Genomic DNA, 15,656 nt, shown 5'->3' with positions numbered 1-15,656 from the left:
GCTTGGGAGCAGTGACCTCACACGCCACGGAGGGAGAACTCCCATGTGCGGCATCGCGGGCTGGACCGTCGCGGACGGCCGGCCGGGCAGGGCGCCCGGACTCGCCGAGACCCTGGCGGGAACGATGGCCTGCCGGGGGCCTGACGACCAGGGGGTGTGGGCGGACGCGCACACCACCCTCGTCCAGACCCGGCTGGCCATCATCGACCTGACCGGCGGCCGTCAGCCGATGACCGGCGAGCCCGGTGACGGTACGGACTCCGGCGGGGCCCGGGAGCGGCACACGGTCGCGCTCGCCTACTCCGGCGAGGTGTACAACTTCCGGGAACTGCGCACGGAGCTGGCCGGCCGCGGCCACCGCTTCCGCACCCGCAGCGACACGGAAGTGGTGCTGCACAGCTACCTGGAGTGGGGCGAACGCTGTGCCGAGCGCCTGCACGGCATGTTCGCGTTCGCGGTCTGGGACGCCCGGAGCCGGACGCTGCTCCTCGCCCGCGACCGCTTCGGCATCAAGCCGCTGTGCTACGCCCGCACCGCCGGCGGCCTCGTCTTCGGCTCCGAACCGAAGACGGTCCTGGCCCACCCGGACGTGCGCGGCACCGTCGACCTCGACGGGCTGCGGGTGCTGTTCTCGATGGCCAGGGCGCCCGGCGAGAACGTCTACCGCGACCTCGCGGACCTGCCGCCCGCACACACCCTCACCTACGGGCCCGACGGGCTCTCGCTGCGCCGCTACTGGAGCCTGGAGGCCCGCCCGCACGAGGACGACCTGGACACCACCGTCGGCCGGGTGCGGGAACTCCTGGAGGACAGCGTCGCGCGCGAACTGGTCTCCGACGTCCCGCTGAGCGTGATGCTCTCCGGCGGACTGGACTCCAGCGCCGTCGCGGCGCTCGCCGCCCGCGTCCTGGCGGGCAGCGGCTCACCGGTGCGCACCACCACGGTGACGTACGGCGGCTACAGCGACAACTTCCAGCCCGACCTGGTCCGCAGCGCCCCGGACGCGCCGTACGCCCGCGCCGTCGCCGAGCACATCGGCGCCGACCACAGGGAGATCGAGCTCACCACGGCGGACCTCATCGCCCCCGAAGCCCGCCGCGCCGTCCTGCGCGCCCAGGACGTGCCCGCCCCCTTCGGCGACATGGACACCTCGACCTTCCAGGCCTTCGCCGCGGCCCGGCGGCGTTCCACGGTCGCGCTCACCGGGGAGAGCGCCGACGAGATATTCGGCGGCTACAACTGGGTGCACATCCCCTCACTGGCCGACGAGGAGCAGTTCCCGTGGGTCGCCTTCGAGCAGTGGCACCCGGGCACCCGGCAGGGACTGGGCCAGGGCCTGCTGTCCCCGGCGTTCAAGGCCCGGCTGGACATGCACGGCTACTACGCGGAGCGCTACGCGCAGGCCATGGCGGAGATCCCCCGGCTGCCGGGGGAGAGCGACGAGAGCCGTCGTGCCCGTGAGGTGTGCCACCTGCACCTCACGCACTGGCTGCCCCGGCTGCTGGACCGCAACGACCGGCTCAGCATGATCTCCGGCCTGGAGGTGCGGGTCCCGTTCTGCGACCACCGGCTCGTGCAGTACGCGTACAACATCCCGTGGGAGATGAAGACCTTCGACGGACGGGAGAAGAGCCTGCTGCGCGCGGCGGCCCGCGACCTGCTGCCCGAGCGGGTCCTGGAGCGCCCCAAGGCACCCTTCCCGGTCAGCCAGGACGCGACCTACACCAAGGCCCTGCACCAGGAGTTCGCCGAGGTGCTGGCCGACCGGGAGGCGCCGGTCCGGGCCCTGCTGGACCTGGAGGCGAGCCACCGGGTCGTACGGGAGGGCGAAGCCGCCGGCCAGGACTGGCTGCACCGCATGAACGTGGAGATGGTGCTGCAGATCAACACCTGGCTGCGCGGACTCGGCGACGGTCTCGACCTGTGACCGCGTGACGGCCGCGCCGCACGGTTCAGAGGGCCCCCTCTGAACCGTGCGGCAGTGCTCAGGCCGCCAGGGTGCGCACCAGCCCGGGGCGCAGCGCGGCCCGCACCAGCGGCGGCAGCCGGTACTGGAAGGGCCGGGTGGAGGAGGCGTCGGTGGCCACCTCGACCTCCAGGAGGAAGAACTCCGTGAGTTCCTCAAGGAGTTCCTCGGTGTCGTCGGCGTTCCTGTCGAGCACCATGGCCGCGTGCTCGACGGTCAGGCTCTCCCCGGGCTCTCCCGCGATGACGGCCAGCGCGTCCCGGAGCTCGGGCAGCAGCTGCTCGCAGCGGCGGCTCACCGGGTGGAAGGGGTAGGCGTGCGGCCACGGCATGACCGGGCCCCGGTCCCGGCACAGCCAGTCGGCCAGCTGTTTGGCGGACCAGTGCGGTCTGCGCATCAGCAGGCCCGCCGCGTCGGTCAGGGGCCCGGGCAGGTCGCCGAGCAGGTCCAGCAGGACGTCGAACTCGGCCTCGTCGCCGAGCGGGTGCTCGGCGCGGGCGGCCCGCAGGAGTTCCAGGGAGTGCCGGCGGTCGATCGGGCGCAGGTGGACCCGCCCGGTCAACTGGTTGCCGTGCAGCCGCCGATGGCCCACCACGACCAGGGCGGACCCGCTGTCGGCGGGCAGCAGGGGGGTGATCTGCGCGGCGGCCGCCACGTTGTCCACGACGACGAGCACCTTGCGGTCGGCGGTCCACTCCTTGAACAGGCGGGCCTGGTCGTCGACGCGGAACGGCAGCTTGGCGCGCTCGAGTCCGGCGGCCTCCAGCAGGTCGGCGAGCGCCGCGTGGACGCAGGAGACGTCGTCCGGACCGTTCAGCGACGTGTACAGCCTGCCGTCGGGGAACGCGTCACCGAGGCGGTGGGCGAGGTGGACGGCGAAGGCCGTCGCTCCCACGCCGGGAGGCCCGGCCACGGCGACGCAGCCCGGGGTGTTCCCCGCCCGCCCGCTCTGGCACAGCAGCCGTTCGGCGCACCGGAGTTCGGCCTCCCTGCCGATCAGCCGCGGGGCCGGAGGCATGGTGACGGGAGGCGTGCTGGGGGAGCCGCCGGACACCAGGATCCGCCCTCCGGGAAGGTCGAGGGCCGCGTCACCGGCCAGCACGCGCTGGTGCAGCCGCTGCAGTGCCGAGCACGGTTCGAGCCCCAGCTCCCGGACGAGGGTCTCCCTGATCCGCTGGAAGACGTCCAGCGCGTCCGAACGGCGACCCGCGCGGTAGAGGCAGAGCATGAGCTTGGTGTGCAGGCTCTCCCGGGTCGGGTTGTCGGCCGTGAGCGCGGTCAGCTCGCTGATGAGCTGATGGTGCCTGCCCATCTGCAGATCGGCGTCGATCCGTCCCTCGAGCGCCTCGTACCGCTGCTCCTGGAGCCGCAGCACGTCTATGCCGATGACGGGGCCGGGGGACAGGTCATCCAGAGCGGGCCCCCGCCAGACGGCGAGGGCCCGCTTGAGGAGGTCGGCCGCTTCGGCGACCTCTCCTCTCTCCATGGCCTGCCGTCCGAGGGTGGCGAGTGCACCGAAGCGCTGTGCGTCCAGCGACTCGGACGGCAGCAGCAGGCGATAGCCGCCGGGGGTGGTCAGCAGAGCGCCGGTGCCGGCCGTGTCGTCCTGTCGCTGCGAGCACAGACCGGGGAGCTTGCGCAGCTGGTAGATGTACGTCTGCAGCGTCGTCGCCGCGCTGGACGGGGGGTGCTCCTCCCAGAGCTCTTCCATGAGCAGGTGCGGGGGCACGGTGGTGTTGGCTCGAAGTGCCAGCAGGGCGAGGACCTGGCGGACCTTCGGAGCGGTGGGGGTGACGTTCACATCGCCGTTTCTGACCTGCAGAGTTCCAAGCAGCTCTATCTGAAGCACTAGCCCTCCCCGTGTCGTACTTGCAGGCTGGATGCAATGCGTTCGTGAGGGTGCTGCGCCCAGCTCGACGCACGCTTGAGCTGAACTCGACCTAGGCACATGTCTGCGGCCGGCACACACCTCTTTCCGCGGCCGATGGTCTGGGCGCCGGGCGGCTCCGTTGCAGCTTCAAAGGTGTAGATGAAGGTAAAGCAAGTATGTGATTCTAGCATATACATGCCAAATACGGTAGAAACTTTGCGGGACGGCCTTCTCCCGGCGATCCGGTCTCTCGAGCGAGGGTCGAGCCGGCGCAGGCATGCTCCCCCCATGCGAACTGATCCTGTCAGCGGCGCCGTCCGTAAAGGTTTGCTTGGCGAGTTCTTGCCCTTCGCCGGACGGTGCCTGGCCCGGCTGGTTCCCGCTGCGCCCGCCGTGCCCCGCCGCCCGCCGCGGGTCGTCGGGGTCGGCATCGACATCGCTGTGGTCAGCCGGTTCACCCGCGCCCTGGAACGCCATCCGGCCCTCGGCGAGCGGCTGTTCACCTCCGCGGAACGCCTCCTGCCGAGCGGAGCCCCGCGCCCTCCCGCGTCCCTGGTGGCACGCTTCGCGGCCAAGGAGGCCATCGCCAAGGCCCTCGGCAGCCCGGGCGGACTGCGCTGGCACGACGCCGAGATCCGCACCGGCCCGGCCGGCGAGCCGGTCGTGCACGTCAGCGGCACCGTCCTGCGGGCCGCGCGCGAGCGGGGTGTGCGGGCGTGGCACGTCTCGCTCACCCACGACGGCGACATGGCCTCCGCGATGGTCGTCGCCGCGGCATAGGCCCAGGTCGCGGCCGCTGCCGCCCGGCGGAGCGACGCCCCGCCGGATCCGCCCGACTGTTCCCCGTCCACCGCCCCTGCCACCGGAGGCCCTCCATGCACCGGGTCCGCCGCCTGCTGCGCAGCATCTGGACCACCGCCGTCGACGGCCTGCTCGCCCTCGGCGCCTACCACGGCGCGATGCCGCCCGCCGACCTCGCGGCGGTGCTGGGCACCGGACGGCACCCGTGCGAGACGGGGCCGGACTTCCCCGCTCCCGGCCGGGAAGCGGCGCGCACAGGCGCCGACGCACTCCTCACCCCTGCCGAACGCCACGCCTGGAACCAGCTCATCGAGCGTTTCTGAGGCGCTTCGCGCGACCTCGGCGGGTTCCCCCGGCCGTGTGGCCGACGCCGGCGAGCAACAGCCGCAGCCTTCGCTGCCGCAAAAGCGCGCGTTCGGTGGGGGCCCTGCGTGGGCGGGGCCCGGGGCAGCGGGCCGGAGGCCGGGGCGGATGTGGCTTGCGGGCGGGTTCTCGCCCGCCGGGCCGCACTCTAGGCTGCGACCGTTCCGAAGTCCGGCGATCTTCTGGAGGGTGTGCGGGATGAACCGAGCTCTCATGACCGCGGTGGCGGCAGCAGCGTTGGTCGTGTCCGGGGGCAGCACCACCGCCTCCGCCGACGATGCCCCGCCGCGAGCCACGCACGGTCCGTGCCAGTACACCCGGACCCCGGACGAGCCGGCGGCGCGGCCGGTTCCCCTGCCGCCCGACCCGCGGCACACCCCCGGTCACGGCACGGTCGGTATGGCCGTCCGGACCAGCCAGGGCCCCCTCCCGCTGCGTCTGGACCGGGCGAAGGCGCCCTGCACGGTCCAGAGCTTCGTGCACCTGGCGCGGCACCGGTTCTACGACCGTACGGTGTGCCATCGGCTGACGGCGTATCCGACGCTGAAGGTCCTGCAGTGCGGCGACCCGACCGGCACCGGCGAGGGCGGGCCGGGGTACGCGTACAAGGACGAGCTGCCGGTGGACCTGCCGCCGGCACCGAGCGATCCGACCGGTGTCCGTCGCCTTTACGGGCGCGGTCTGCTGGCGATGGCCAACGCCGGCCCGGACACGAACGGTTCGCAGTTCTTCGTCGTCTACGGCGACTCCGCGCTGCGACCGGACTACACGGTGTTCGGCACGGTCGGTGCCGCCGGCCTGAAGACGCTCGACAAGATCGCTGCCGGCGGTATCGAGCCGACCGCGCAGGACCCCGCGCCTGTCGACGGCACGCCTGTGCTGAGGACTGAACTGCTCGGCGTCCGGCCGTCCTGCCGGCCCTGACGAACTGCGGTGCGGTCACCAGGGAGCCGGCTGCGGGCCGGCACCACACCGTCATGTAGGCCATCCGGCGGCCGACGCTTGCGCCCGGTGCGGGCATGCGTTCCGCTGGCAAGCGGGTGCCGGAACACCTCTCTCTTCCGCCCGGTCTGCCCACGTACGGCCGGAGCCGCGCCAACGGAGGCCTCATGCCCATCTGCACCACCCGCGACGGTGTCGAGATCTTCTACAAGGACTGGGGCCGGGGACGTCCCGTGGTGTTCATCCACGGCTGGCCGCTCAACGGCGACGCCTGGCAGGACCAGCTCAAGGCCGTCGCCGACGCCGGATACCGCGGAATCGCGCACGACCGCCGCGGCCACGGACGCTCCACGCCCGTCTGGGACGGCTACGACTTCGACACCTTCGCCGACGACCTCGACGACCTGCTCACCCACCTCGACCTGCGAGACGTCACCCTGGTCGCGCACTCCATGGGGGGCGGCGAGCTCGCACGCTACATCGGCCGGCACGGCACCGGGCGCCTGCGCTCGGCGGTGCTGCTGTCCGCCATCCCGCCGGTGATGACCAAGTCCGACGAGAACCCCGAGGGCGTCCCGGACGAGGTGTTCGACGCACTCAAGGACGGCCTCCTCACCGAGCGCTCCCAGTTCTGGAAGGACACCGCGGAGGGCTTCTTCTCCGCCAACCGCCCCGGCAACAAAGTCACCCAGGGCAACAAGGACGCCTTCTGGTACATGGCGATGGCGCAGACCGTCGAAGGCGGCGTGCGGTGCGTGGACGCCTTCGGTCACACCGACTTCACCGACGACCTGAGGAAGTTCGACATCCCCACCCTGGTGGTGCACGGCGACGACGACCAGGTCGTGCCCGTCGACGCCACCGGCCGCAAGTCCGCCCGGATCATCCCGGACGCCGAGCTGAAGGTGTACGAGGGCGGCTCCCACGGCATCGCGATGGTGCCGGGCGACAAGGAGAGGTTCAACCGGGACCTGCTGGAATTCCTCGGCAAGTAGAAGCCGGCCCCGCCGGCCGCGAGGCCTCGCTCGCCGGACTCGGGCATCAGCCGCTTGTGCCGGCGTCGCCGTCATCGGGCGGGTCCCCCTGTCTCCCGCCGCCCGGAGGGGAGCCGTCCCCGTGCTCTTGCAGCAGTTCGAGAAGCGCGGCGTCCGCTCTCCTCCGGTCCTCCTTGGTCAGCTCGACCGGTGCGTTCTTGTAGACGGTGTAGCGGTCCGGATCGATGATGTTGGCGGCCCTCAAGGTGAACGTCAGCAGGGGGCGCCACCCCGTGCGATGGCCGACCCGCACCTGTATCTGGGCCTTGTAGTCACGGGCCTCCGGGAGGATTCCGGAAAACGGTGCCTCGAACTCGATGAAGAGCTGTTGCGCTTCTCTGCCGGGTACGACGAATCCGGCGGGCAGCGTCGCCTCCTCGTCCGGCCCCGGCTGGAGCCGGGACGGCGAGGACCTCCACAGGAGGGGCAGATGAGAGGCGGGCTCATCGGGGAAGGTCAGGATGAGGTCCTGCACGACGATCGGCTTGGGACCGGTGTTGTGCAGGACGAGAGGCAGTCGTAGGCGTGCCGTGGAACCGTGGACGACGGCCGCGAAGGAATGAGGTTCCCACGTCTGCAGGCGTCCCTGCCGTGCGTTGAGCCACCAGAACGACGCGACGGTGAAGAGCAGCGCGCAGACTGACACCACACTGGCGCCGGTCAGCGATGAGGACGCGATCCGATCCGCCGCGACCGTCTGCGGAACCACGGATCCAGTCTGCCAGCCCCGCCGTGGGCTCGCTCACAGGGCGAGTGCGAGGCCAGTGGGGCGGAGAGGGTCACGAGACGCCCTCGGGGGTGTGCGGGCGACGGGCCCGGCGGCGTTCGGCTCCCAGGCGGGCGAAGTAGGCGATCAGGCCGGGGTCGTCGACCGCGGAGGGGTTGAGGACCTGGTCGGCGGGGGCGCCCTGGAGGAGGCGCTTGACCGGGACCTCCAGCTTCTTGCCGGTCTTCGTGTGCGGGACGGCCGGTACGGCGAGGATCTCGTCGGGGACATGGCGGGGTGAGGCGCCGGTGCGGATCGCGTCGCGGATCTTCTCGCACAGGGACTCGTCCAGACCGGCCCCGTCGGCGAGGACCACGAAGAGCGGCATCCAGTAGCCGCCGTCGGGTTCCTCCGCGCCGATGACGAGGGCCTCGGCGATCTCGGGAAGGCGTTCGACGATGTCGTGGATGTCGGCGCTGCCCAGGCGCACCCCGTTGCGGTTCAGGGTGGCGTCGGAGCGGCCGTGGACGATCACCGAGCCATGACCCGTGATCGTGATCCAGTCGCCGTGCCGCCACACGCCCGGGTAGGCGGTGAAGTAGGCGTCGCGGTAGCGGCTGCCGTCGGGGTCGTTCCAGAAGTGCAGCGGCATCGACGGCATGGGCCGGGTGACGACCAGTTCGCCGACCTGGTCGACGACCGGCCGTCCCGTGCCGTCGTACGCCGCGAGCGCCACGCCGAGGTTGGGGGCGGACAGCTCACCCGCCCACACCGGGGTGGTGGGGGCGCTGCCGGCGAAGCCGGAGACGACGTCGGTGCCGCCGCTGGTGGAGGCCAGCTGGACGCCCGCACCGACGTGGTCGCGGACCCAGGGGTATGCGGAGGCGGGCACGGCGGAACCGGTGCAGCCGATGCTGCGGAGGGCCGACAGGTCGTGCACGGAGGGTTCGAAGCCCAGTTTGGCCATGGCCAGCAGGTACTGCGGGCTGGTGCCGAACACGGTGACCTTGTGGCGGGCCGCCAGCTCCCAGAGGATGTCCGGACGGGCGACCGGCGCGGGACTGCCGTCGTAGGTGCAGGCGGTGGCGCCGGTCAGCAGGGTGGAGACGACCAGGTTCCACATCATCCAGTGGGTGGTGGTGTACCACAGCAGTCGGTCCCCGACGCCCAGGTCGCTGTGCAGGCCGAGGATCTTCAGGTGCTCCAGCAGGACGCCTCCGTGCCCGTGGACGATGCCCTTGGGCAGGCCCGTGGTGCCGGAGGAGAAAACGATCCACAGCGGGTGGTCGAAGGGCACCGGGACGGGGGTGAGGTACTCGGTGCGGCCGGCCGCGTCCGCCCAGGGAACCGTCGGTCCCGCGGCCCGGGTCGCGGGCCACGCAAGGCCCAGGTGGTCCACGAGAACCGTGGCCTTGAGCGTGGGCAGGGCGGCGGCCAGGTCGAGGGAGGCGGCGCGGCGGTCGTGGCGGGCGCCGTTGAAGAGGTAGCCGTCCGCGGTGACGAGCACGGTGGGTTCGAGCTGGGCGAAGCGGTCGGCTGCGGCCCCCGGCGCGTAGTCCTGGCCGCACACCGACCACACCGCGCCCAGGCCGGCCGTGGCGAGGAAGGCGATGACGGCGTGAGGGGTGTTGGGCAGGTAGCCCACCACCCGGTCGCCCGGTCCCACGCCCAGGTCGCGCAGGGTGGCCGCGACGGAGGCGACCAGGGCGCGCAGCTGTCGGCCGGTGATCTCGTAGGCGGCTCCGGTCTCGTCCAGTGCGGTGATCGCGGGTGTGTCCGGGTGCAGGTTGCGCAGGGCGTGGTGGGCGTAGTTGAGGGTGGCGCCGGGGAACCAGCGGGCGCCGGGCATGGTCTCCTCGGCCAGCACCCGCTCGTACGGGGTGGCGGCGTCGATGTCGAAGTACTCCCACACCGCCGCCCAGAACCCTTCCAGGTCGGTGACGGACCAGTGGTGCAGGGCCTGGTAGTCGGTGGGGTCCTGGACTCCTTCGGCGCCCTGGTGCCGGGCGGCCCAGCGGGCGAAGTCCGCGATGCGGCTGCCGGCGGCCGCTCGGGGGTCGGGCCGCAGGAAGGGCTCCGGGCAGGGCGTGGCGTGCGGGGTGGTCATGGTGGGGTGTTCCTCGTCAGAGTGCGGGCCGGACTTCGGCGGGGCGGCGGGCCGAGTGCAGGAGGGGAGCCCAGGCGACGGCGTCGGTGAAGCCGCCGTCGCCGGTGGGGACGGTGTCCAGTACGACACGGTCGGGCCGCAGCAGGGCGGCGTCCGCCCGGCCGCGTGCCAGCCACGCGGCCAGGGTGCCGTCGTCGTCCAGGTCGTCGACACGGATCACGGATGCGCCCAGGGCCGTGGCCACGCCCGTCATCCGTGCCGTGGGCGGCACGGCGGTCAGGACGGCGAAGGAGTCGCCGAGGATGTCGTCGAGGCGTTCGCGGCTGCCGTCGTGCAGCACCCAGGGTTGCGGGCAGAAGGTGCCGGCCAGTGAACGGCCGGTCAGCCGGGGGCGGCGTCGTACCAGCGGATTGGCGGTCAGTGCGGGACTGAGGTCGCGGCTCACCGCCGCGGTCACGCCGGGGATGCGGCAGGCCGCGCCCACCACGGCCCGGCGGACGGCCGCACCGCGGTCCTGTCCCCCGGTCATGGCCCAGCCGACGGCGACCGCGAGACGGATCATGTGGCGGGCGTGCGGCTTGCGCTCCTGCTGGTAGGTGTCCAGGAGTCGGTCGTCCGCACCCTGCTGCAGGACGCGGGCGAGTTTCCAGGTGAGGTTGCGGGCGTCGCGCAGACCCGCGCACAGGCCCTGCCCGATGAAGGGCGGGGTGAGGTGGGCCGCGTCACCCAGCAGGAAGACACGTCCCCGGCGCCACCGGTCGGCGAGCCGGGCCCGGAAGGTGTACCGCGCCTCCCGGATCACCTCGAAGTCGGCACCCCCCTGGGCGGCGGACGGCAGGTCCACCCAGGGCGCGACCAGCTCGCGCAGCTGCTCCGGCCCTTCCGGGCCGTCCGAAGGCTCGCCCTCGCCCAGCCGGAACTCCCAGCGGTAGCGGTCCTCGCCCACCCGCATGAAGGTGGCCGGGCGGGTGGGACAGCAGATCTGCTCGGCGCCTTCCCAGCTGCGCACCGGGAGGCTGGTGCGCACGTCGATGACCCGCCAGCTCTCCTCGAAGTGCAGGTCCTCCCACCCGGCGCCGATGGCACCGCGGGTGATGCCGCCCGCGCCGTCGCAGCCGAGGACGGCATCGGCCCACACGTGCTCGTCCTCGTCGCTGCCGTCGCGGCGGAAGGTGACCCGGACCGGAGCCGTTCCGTCGGTGTCCTGGCTGACGGACACGACCTCCACTCCGCCCCGCAGCTCGCACTCGGGGCGACGGGCCAGGGCGTCGCGCAGCAGCCGTTCCAGCTCCGGCTGGTCGAACATGCTGGTCTGCGGGAAGCCGTGGTGGCCGTGCAGGGACCGCGGGAACTCGGCGATCACGCGGTGCCGGGCGTCCAGCAGCCGCAACCCGGGCGCCGGCCGGGCGAGGGCGGCGAACTCCTCGTGGACACCGGCGCTCTGCAGGATCCGGCGGACCTCGTCGTCCACGACGACGGCACGCGGCAGGGGGTAGACGTCCCGGTGGCGTTCGAGGAGCAGGCTGGGCACTCCGTGCCGGGCGAGCAGGAGCGCGGCCGTGACCCCGACGGGTCCCGCACCGATGATCACCACCGGCCTCCTGGCTGGGGCGCTCACGTCGCGTCCGCCACAGCGGTCCGCTGCTCGCCCAGGTCGATGCGCCCGTCGGGGGTGGCGATCGTGGCGGTGACGAGGTCACCGTCGCGCAGGTAGAGAGGGTTTTTGGCCTGGCCGTTGAAGAACGCCTTCCACTTCAGCGCGGGCGGCAGCAGGGCGGCGATCTTCTCGACCGGCTTGGGCGGGGCCTTCAGGGCGGTGCCGCCGGGTGTGCCGGTCAGGAGCAGGTCGCCCGGATCGAGGGCCTGGAAGCGGGCGAGCAGGGTGAGCGCCTGCGCGGGCCGTACGATCATGTCGGCGAGGGTGCGGTCCTGGCGCGGTACGCCGTTGACGTTCAGCCGCAGCCGCAGGTTCGGCAGGTGGGCGAAGTCCTCGGGCTCCAGCAGGGCCAGGTACGGGCCCGTCGGCGTGAAGGTCGGGTAGGACTTGCTCTCGTAGAACTGGGTCTTGGTCAGCTGTACGTCGCGGGCGCTGACGTCGTTGGTGAGGACCAGGCCGGCGACGTAGCGGGGCAGGTCCTGCTCCTCGACGACGGTGCCCACGGGCAGGGCCGCGCCCATGACGAGGCCGAGTTCGACCTCGTAGTCGAGGAACCTCACATGCGCCGGGCGGACGATCGTGTCACGGGGGCCGCTGACCGAGCCGGACGCCTTGCGGAAGAAGGTGGGCGGGATGTCGCCGGTGAAGCCCGAATCCCTGGCGTGGCTGCGGTAGTTGACCATCTGGGCGACCACCCGGCAGGGGGTGGTGACCGGGGGCAGCGCCACCAGGTCGGCGACGGATGTGCCGCTCTCGCCGGAGGCGGCGGCCTCGTGGACCGCGTCCCGGTCGGCGAGCAGCTCGGCGGTGGTGACCGCCTGGGTCTCGATGCGGACGGCGCGCTCGGTGGGGGTCCCCCCCGCTCGAGCGGAGTCGGGAGCTTGGGGGAGGACGACCCACCAGCCTTCGGTGGTGCGCAGGACGTTGGTGCTCATGAGCTCATCGCTTTCATCAGGCCCAGCAGGCGTGCGGGGTCGAGTTCGTTGTCGCCGCGCAGGGCCGACAGGACCTCGCGGAGCTTGGCGGGGGAGGGGTCGGCGCCCAGGAAGTCGCGGGTGACGGGCGGGCCCCACTGGGCAAGGCCGCTCGCCGACATCGGCGCCCAGCCGGGTTCGAGGTCGCAGGAGAAGAGGTCGCCGTCGGCGAAGTGCTCCAGCATGAAGCGGTCGGGGTCGCGCCAGTAGTCGAAGAGCTGGCTGCCCTGGATGTGCCGGCCGATGCCCCAGCTGCGCCGGTAGCCGCGCTCGGCCAGGTACTCCCCGCCGACCGCGATCGCGTCAAGGTCGGTGACTTGGTAGGCCGAGTGGACGTACCCGGTACCGGGCCCCAGGTGCAGGGCGAGGGTGTGGTGGTCCACGGGGACGCTGCCCTGGTCGCAGCGGATGAACGCCATGGTCGGCCCGCGCCGGCGCTGCCCGTCCAGGAACAGGAAGTCGCTGACGATCATCCCGAGGGTGTCCAGGTACCAGTCCAGAGCCCTCGTGAACACCCGTGTCTCCAGCACCACGTGCCCGAGCCGCTGTATACGCGACGGCTCGCGGGGCGGGCGCTGGGTGGCGTTCGTACGGCGGCCTCCGGCACCGGTGTTGAGGATCAGCGGCTGCTGCTCGGGAAGAGCGGGCAGCTGCTCGGCGCAGTGCACGACCCGGACCGGGAAGCCCGAGGGATCGAGCAGGGTGACCGCCTGTCCACCGCCGGGTACGTCGGCGTCCCGGACGGCGCTGCCCGTCGCACGGGCGAGCCCGCCGAGATCGGCGCGCTCCGCCGCGCGGAACGCCGGGCCGACGAAACGGGACGCCCGCCCACGGCGGATGACCATGCAGGGTGAGCCCGCGAACGTGCCGCGCAGCCACAGCTCCCGCTCGGTGCGGGCGGCGATCGCGAACCCGAAGTCCCGGGCGAACACCTCGGCCCGGTCCAGGTCCGGCTTCTCGAACTCCAGCCAGGCCAGGTCGGCCACCTTGATGACGGGGTTTCTCGCTCGTCCGGGGTGTTCACCGCGCAGGGCGCCCAGCTCGCTGTGGAGATCCTGGTGCGGCGTCTGCGGAGCGGCCCTGTCGACGGGGGTGTGGGACATGGTGTCCTCCAAGCAACACTGCCGTAATGAGGAAATCATCAACTTTGCCGTTGCTCATCGTCAATAGAGGAGGGCCAAAGAATTGAGGAAATCATCAGTCATGCGGGTGTCATCGGCCCAGTTGTTACACTCGGTCGTATGCCGACGTCAGCCCCGCCCCGCAACCGTTTCGAACGGCGCCGCGCCGAGACCCGTCAGGCACTCATCCGTGCGGCGCGGCAGATCCTCGCGGAGACCGGGGACACCAGCGCCAGCATCCAGGCCATCGCCGAGCGCGCGGACGTCGGTTTCGGCTCCTTCTACAACCACTTCGAGTCCAAGGCGGAACTGTTCGACGCCGCGGTGACGGACGCGCTGGAGGAGTTCGGCCAGGTCATCGACGAGCGCGTGGAAGGGATCGACGACCCCGCCGAGCTCGTCGCCGCGGGCTTCCGCCTCACCGCACGGATGGCGGACTCACACCCCGAACTCACACGGATCCTGCGTGACCGCGGCCTGGCCCACATCCACTCCGATCGCGGCCTGTCCCCACGAGCGCTTCGTGATCTGCAGCGCGGCATCGCCTCGGGCCGCTTCACCGGCACCGACCCGACCACGGCCCTGTCCGCCCTGGGCGGCACCCTGCTGTCCCTGGTGGCTCTCCGGCTGGACCGCCCGGACCTCGACGGCGACGAAGCCGCCTCCGACCTGGCCGAGATGGTCCTGCGCATGCTCGGCCTCGCCGCGGACGACGCCCACGAGGTCACCCGTCGCCCGCTGCCCGATCCCGCCCGATGACCCGAGGACCTTCCGCACCTGAAGCGCGGCCCCATGCCGCCAAGCGATGCTGCCGAGACTCGCGTCCGGGTCCTCTCTCCACGGTTGCCCGGAAGCCGTGGGCGCCGGTGCTCCCTCACGCACCGGCGCCCGCACACCCCTGCCCGGGGTGGCTTGTCGTCCCGCGGACCGGCGTCAGGGGACGAGGATGAGGCGGATCGGGTCGCCGATCTTGTTCTCCAGTCGGTGGACGGCGTCGGCGGCCTCGACGAGCGGAATGTGGTCCGTGATGGACGGGGCGAGGTCGAGGCGGCCGGCCGCGGTCAGCCGCACCAGCTCCGAGACGGACTCGGGGAAGCCGCCGTAGTGGCCGCGCACCTGCTTCTGCAGGTAGTTGAAGGTCAGCCCCTCGGTGATGGTGAGCGGCCTGGGTGTGATGCCCACCAGGATGAGGGAACCACCGGGCCCGAGCACGGAGGCGGCCTGCTCACGGACGGCGGGTACGCCGGCGCAGTCGAAGGCGAAGTCCAGGCCGCGACCGTCGGTGGCCGCACGGACCTGGTCGGCGAAGTCCGGGGCGGCCGGGTCCAGGGCGTGGTCCGCGCCGAAGGCGAGGGCGCGCTCGCGGGCGCCGGGCAGCGGGTCGACGGCGATGATCGGGGCGGCGCCGACCAGGCGGGCGAGGCGTACGTTGTGCGCGCCGACTCCGCCCACGCCCCAGACGCCGACGGACTGGGCGGCACGGACGCCCGCGGTGGCGACGACGGCGGCGTAGGGGGTGGAGACCGCGTCGGGGATGATCGCGGCCTGGTCGAAGGGGAGGTTGTCGGGGATGGGGATGAGGGTGTCCTCGCGGGCGATGACGTACTCGGCCCAGCCGCCGTCGTAGTCGATGCCGGCGGTGAGCATCCGGGTGCAGGGGCGGTGGCGCACGCATCCGGCGCACGTGCCGCAGGTCTTGCCGGCCTCCAGGGTGACGCGGGTGCCGACGGCCAGGCCGCGCTTCAGGCCGGAGCCGAGCGTGTGGATCACGCCGGAGACCTCGTGGCCGACGGTGACCGTGTCGGAGGTGGCGAACAGCGGGACGAGGGAGCCGTCGAGGAGGTGGACGTCGGAGAGGCAGACGCCGGCGGCCTTGACCTCGATGAGGACCTCGCCCGGGCCGGGTACGGGGATCGGGACCTCTTCCACGGCGAACTTCTTGCTGTCCAGGTGGAAGCGTCCGGCGAGCATGGTGTCCATGAGGAGGTGCTTTCTGTGAGCGGCACGGCCCGGTGATCCGGGCCATGGGTGCCACGGGGTGTCTGGATGGCTGGTGGGGCCGGGAGGCGTGCGGGGGAGGCAGGACGTCCGCACGCCTCCCGGCGGTCGGGGGTC

General features: G+C 72.2%; 13 protein-coding genes. 6 read left to right on the top strand and 7 right to left on the bottom strand.

Features of this window, described 5'->3' with window-relative positions; all coding sequences use genetic code 11:
* Positions 1-43 precede the first annotated feature (43 nt).
* Complete coding sequence (asnB, locus tag IEZ20_RS31200; RefSeq protein ID WP_189304869.1) at positions 44-1,927, top strand: asparagine synthase (glutamine-hydrolyzing); 1,884 nt, start codon at positions 44-46, stop codon at positions 1,925-1,927.
* 58 nt (positions 1,928-1,985) lie between these two features.
* Here the strand turns inward: asnB and IEZ20_RS31195 are convergent, their stop codons facing one another.
* Positions 1,986-3,767, bottom strand: a complete 1,782-nt coding sequence (locus IEZ20_RS31195) for an AfsR/SARP family transcriptional regulator (protein WP_189304867.1) — start codon at positions 3,765-3,767, stop codon at positions 1,986-1,988.
* A 462-nt stretch (positions 3,768-4,229) separates the two neighbouring features.
* Between IEZ20_RS31195 and IEZ20_RS31190 the strand changes: the two genes are divergently transcribed.
* From IEZ20_RS31190 to IEZ20_RS31175, 4 genes are all read left to right on the top strand, one after another.
* Positions 4,230-4,616, top strand: coding sequence for a holo-ACP synthase (locus tag IEZ20_RS31190; RefSeq protein ID WP_229896366.1), 387 nt, complete (start codon positions 4,230-4,232; stop codon positions 4,614-4,616).
* Between the two features lie 95 nt (positions 4,617-4,711).
* Positions 4,712-4,960, top strand: a complete 249-nt coding sequence (locus IEZ20_RS31185) for a hypothetical protein (protein ID WP_189304862.1) — start codon at positions 4,712-4,714, stop codon at positions 4,958-4,960.
* Positions 4,961-5,198: 238 nt separating this feature from the next.
* Positions 5,199-5,924 (top strand): peptidylprolyl isomerase, encoded by a 726-nt coding sequence (locus IEZ20_RS31180; protein WP_189304860.1) that lies wholly within the window; start codon positions 5,199-5,201, stop codon positions 5,922-5,924.
* A gap of 185 nt (positions 5,925-6,109) precedes the next feature.
* Positions 6,110-6,937, top strand: coding sequence for an alpha/beta fold hydrolase (locus IEZ20_RS31175; RefSeq protein WP_189304858.1), 828 nt, complete (start codon positions 6,110-6,112; stop codon positions 6,935-6,937).
* 46 nt (positions 6,938-6,983) lie between these two features.
* On the opposite strand, the gene IEZ20_RS31170 is transcribed toward IEZ20_RS31175, so the two are convergent.
* The 5 genes from IEZ20_RS31170 to IEZ20_RS31150 all read right to left on the bottom strand — a co-directional run bounded on the left by IEZ20_RS31170 (position 6,984) and on the right by IEZ20_RS31150 (position 13,523).
* Positions 6,984-7,685, bottom strand: coding sequence for a hypothetical protein (locus IEZ20_RS31170; RefSeq protein WP_189304856.1), 702 nt, complete (start codon positions 7,683-7,685; stop codon positions 6,984-6,986).
* Positions 7,686-7,755: 70 nt separating this feature from the next.
* Positions 7,756-9,789 (bottom strand): acetoacetate--CoA ligase, encoded by a 2,034-nt coding sequence (locus IEZ20_RS31165; RefSeq protein WP_189304854.1) that lies wholly within the window; start codon positions 9,787-9,789, stop codon positions 7,756-7,758.
* Between the two features lie 16 nt (positions 9,790-9,805).
* Positions 9,806-11,380, bottom strand: coding sequence for a bifunctional 3-(3-hydroxy-phenyl)propionate/3-hydroxycinnamic acid hydroxylase MhpA (gene mhpA, locus IEZ20_RS31160; protein ID WP_373304002.1), 1,575 nt, complete (start codon positions 11,378-11,380; stop codon positions 9,806-9,808).
* A gap of 23 nt (positions 11,381-11,403) precedes the next feature.
* Positions 11,404-12,381, bottom strand: a complete 978-nt coding sequence (locus IEZ20_RS31155; protein ID WP_189304850.1) for a fumarylacetoacetate hydrolase family protein — start codon at positions 12,379-12,381, stop codon at positions 11,404-11,406.
* Positions 12,378-13,523, bottom strand: coding sequence for a VOC family protein (locus IEZ20_RS31150; protein ID WP_189304848.1), 1,146 nt, complete (start codon positions 13,521-13,523; stop codon positions 12,378-12,380). Before IEZ20_RS31150 ends, IEZ20_RS31155 begins: the two co-directional genes overlap by 4 nt.
* Before the next feature lie 138 nt (positions 13,524-13,661).
* Between IEZ20_RS31150 and IEZ20_RS31145 the strand changes: the two genes are divergently transcribed.
* The gene (locus tag IEZ20_RS31145; protein ID WP_189304846.1) at positions 13,662-14,300 is read left to right on the top strand and encodes a TetR/AcrR family transcriptional regulator; all 639 of its coding nucleotides are present in this window, start codon (positions 13,662-13,664) and stop codon (positions 14,298-14,300) included.
* A 174-nt stretch (positions 14,301-14,474) separates the two neighbouring features.
* Here IEZ20_RS31145 and IEZ20_RS31140 read toward each other — a convergent pair whose 3' ends face one another.
* Entirely contained in the window at positions 14,475-15,521 is a 1,047-nt protein-coding gene (locus IEZ20_RS31140; RefSeq protein WP_189304844.1) for a zinc-binding dehydrogenase, read from the bottom strand.
* Positions 15,522-15,656: the final 135 nt, after the last annotated feature.

Origin of the sequence: Streptomyces cinerochromogenes (assembly GCF_014648635.1) — a bacterium.
GTDB lineage: Bacteria > Actinomycetota > Actinomycetes > Streptomycetales > Streptomycetaceae > Streptomyces > Streptomyces cinerochromogenes.
This window is presented reverse-complemented; position numbering and strand designations above follow the sequence as displayed.